Origin of the sequence: Saccharomonospora halophila 8 (assembly GCF_000383775.1) — a bacterium.
Taxonomy (GTDB): domain Bacteria; phylum Actinomycetota; class Actinomycetes; order Mycobacteriales; family Pseudonocardiaceae; genus Saccharomonospora; species Saccharomonospora halophila.
In genome coordinates this window covers 1-2,575 of record NZ_KB912575.1, presented here as the reverse complement: position 1 = coordinate 2,575, position 2,575 = coordinate 1, and the positions used below count along the sequence as shown (strand labels likewise).

The 2,575-nt window shown below is 69.1% G+C and carries 2 protein-coding genes; both read left to right on the top strand.

From position 1 onward, the window contains the following. The coding region (locus SACHA_RS0116930; RefSeq protein WP_019811693.1) for an ESX secretion-associated protein EspG at positions 1–295 on the top strand (295 nt) is incomplete at its 5' end. A 279-nt stretch (positions 296–574) separates the two neighbouring features. Then, positions 575–2,575 (top strand): ATP-dependent zinc metalloprotease FtsH (gene ftsH, locus SACHA_RS0116925; RefSeq protein ID WP_019811691.1); only part of this gene is annotated, 2,001 nt, incomplete at its 3' end.

Below are 2,575 nucleotides of genomic sequence, written 5' to 3'. Positions count from 1 at the left end.
GGGCGGCCGTGGCCGCACGAGCCTCGCCGAGCGGGCCAGGGACCCCGGTGAGGCGTACGCGGATCTGATCGCGCAGCCCCGGTTGCGTGGCGGGCAGTTCGCCGCGAACAGCCGGGACGAGGTGGGCGGCCGGCACCGCTCCCCGGTCCTGGCCTGGTTCGACACGGCGACCGGCCGCTACCTCAGCCTGTCCCGGCAGGGACCCGACGGCCGGGAGTGGGTCACCGTCGCCCCGGCGGACGCGAAGACCCTGCGGACGCGGATCGGCGAGGCGCTGGCCGAGGTCGCGCCCTGACCCGCCCTCGCTCCGGGGCGGGCCGGTGGGTGATCGTGACCCCGCCGACTCCCGGACGCGGGAACACCGCGGCCGCGGCCACCGTTGACCACGGCAGGATCGCTCGGCCGGTATCGCGGGCCGGGCGGTACGCTGGTGGGACGGTGAGTTCCGTAGCGCCCGCGTACTTGTCGAACATCGCGACTCTGTCGAACACCGCGACTTTGTCGAACACCGCGACGGCGGATGTCACACCTACCGCCTAGCCAGGGAGGGTCGAGGCCACCACGGCCGGATCGAATGGACCGCAAGCGCCTGCTCAAGAACCCACTGCTGTGGATAGCGGTGGCCCTGCTGCTCTATTTCGGCATCAGCACGCTCGCCGACAGCGATCGTGGCTACACCGAGGTCCCCACCTCGCAGGCCGTCGAGCAGATCAACTCGGGCAACGTCACCGAGGCCACCCTGGAGGACCGCGAACAGCAGCTCAAGCTGCATCTCGAGAACCCGGTCGGGGTCGACGGCCAACAGGCCACCCAGATCATCACGAAGTTCCCCGCCGGGGCGTCCACCCAGCTCTACAACGGGTTGTTGAACTCCGGGACCGGGCAAGACGACGTCGAGTTCAACACGACGGTCACCGAGGACTCGTTCCTCACCCAGCTACTGATCTACATGATCCCGCTGCTGCTGCTGGTCGGGCTGCTCATCTGGATGATGAACAACGCCCAGGGCGGCGGCAACCGGGTCCTGAACTTCGGCAAGTCCAAGGCGAAGCAGCTGAACAAGGACATGCCGACCACGACGTTCACCGACGTGGCCGGAGCCGACGAGGCCGTCGAGGAACTGCACGAGATCAAGGACTTCCTGCAGGGCCCGGCGCGGTACCAGTCGCTCGGGGCGAAGATCCCGAAGGGTGTGCTGCTCTACGGCCCGCCCGGCACCGGGAAGACGCTGCTCGCCCGGGCCGTCGCCGGTGAGGCGGGCGTGCCCTTCTACACGATCTCGGGTTCCGACTTCGTCGAGATGTTCGTCGGTGTCGGTGCTTCCCGTGTACGGGACCTGTTCGAGCAGGCCAAGCAGAACGCACCCTGCATCGTGTTCGTGGACGAGATCGACGCCGTGGGCAGGCAACGTGGCGCGGGTATGGGTGGCGGCCACGACGAACGGGAGCAGACCCTCAACCAGCTCCTGGTGGAGATGGACGGGTTCGACTCGCGCGGCGGGATCATCCTGATCGCGGCGACCAACCGCCCGGACATCCTCGACCCCGCGCTGCTGCGGCCCGGCCGGTTCGACCGGCAGATCCCGGTGCAGGCCCCCGACCTCAAGGGCCGGATGCAGATCCTCGAGGTCCACTCGAAGGGCAAGCCGCTCGCCGAGAACGCCGACATCGAGGCCCTGGCCAAGCGCACCGTGGGCATGTCCGGCGCCGATCTGGCGAACGTGGTCAACGAGGCCGCGCTGCTGACGGCCCGCGAGCACAACACGGTCATCACCGACCACGCTCTCGAGGAGTCGGTGGACCGGGTGATCGGCGGTCCGGCCCGGAAGAGCCGGATCATCTCCGAGCACGAGAAGAAGATGACCGCCTACCACGAGGGCGGACACGCGCTGGCCGCGTGGGCGATGCCGGACATCGAACCCGTCTACAAGCTCACGATCCTGCCGCGGGGCCGCACCGGTGGCCACGCGCTGGTCGTGCCCGAGGACGACAAGCAGCTGATGACGCGGTCCGAGATGATCGCGCGGCTGGTGTTCGCGATGGGCGGGCGCACCGCCGAGGAACTGGTGTTCCACGAGCCGACCACCGGCGCGTCCTCGGACATCGAACAGGCGACCAAGATCGCCAGGGCGATGGTCACCGAGTACGGCATGAGCCCCCGCCTCGGCGCGGTGAAGTACGGCCAGGAGCAGGGCGATCCGTTCGTCGGACGGTCGGCGGGCAGGCAGGCCGACTACTCGCTCGAAGTCGCGCACGAGATCGACGAGGAGGTGCGCAAGCTCATCGAGACGGCGCACACCGAGGCGTGGGAGGTGCTCAACACCTACCGCGACGTGCTCGACGACCTGGTGCGTGAGGTCCTGGAGAAGGAGACCCTCCAGCGGCGCGACCTGGAACGCGTCTTCAGCGAGGTGGTGAAGCGGCCGCGGATCACCACGTTCAACGAGTTCGGTGAGCGGCTCCCCTCGGAGAAGCCGCCGATCAAGACGCCACGGGAGCTGGCGGCCGAACGGGGCGAGCCGTTGCCCCCGGCCGACGACGAGCGCGAGTCCGGTGGGCGGGAGCGCACACCGGAG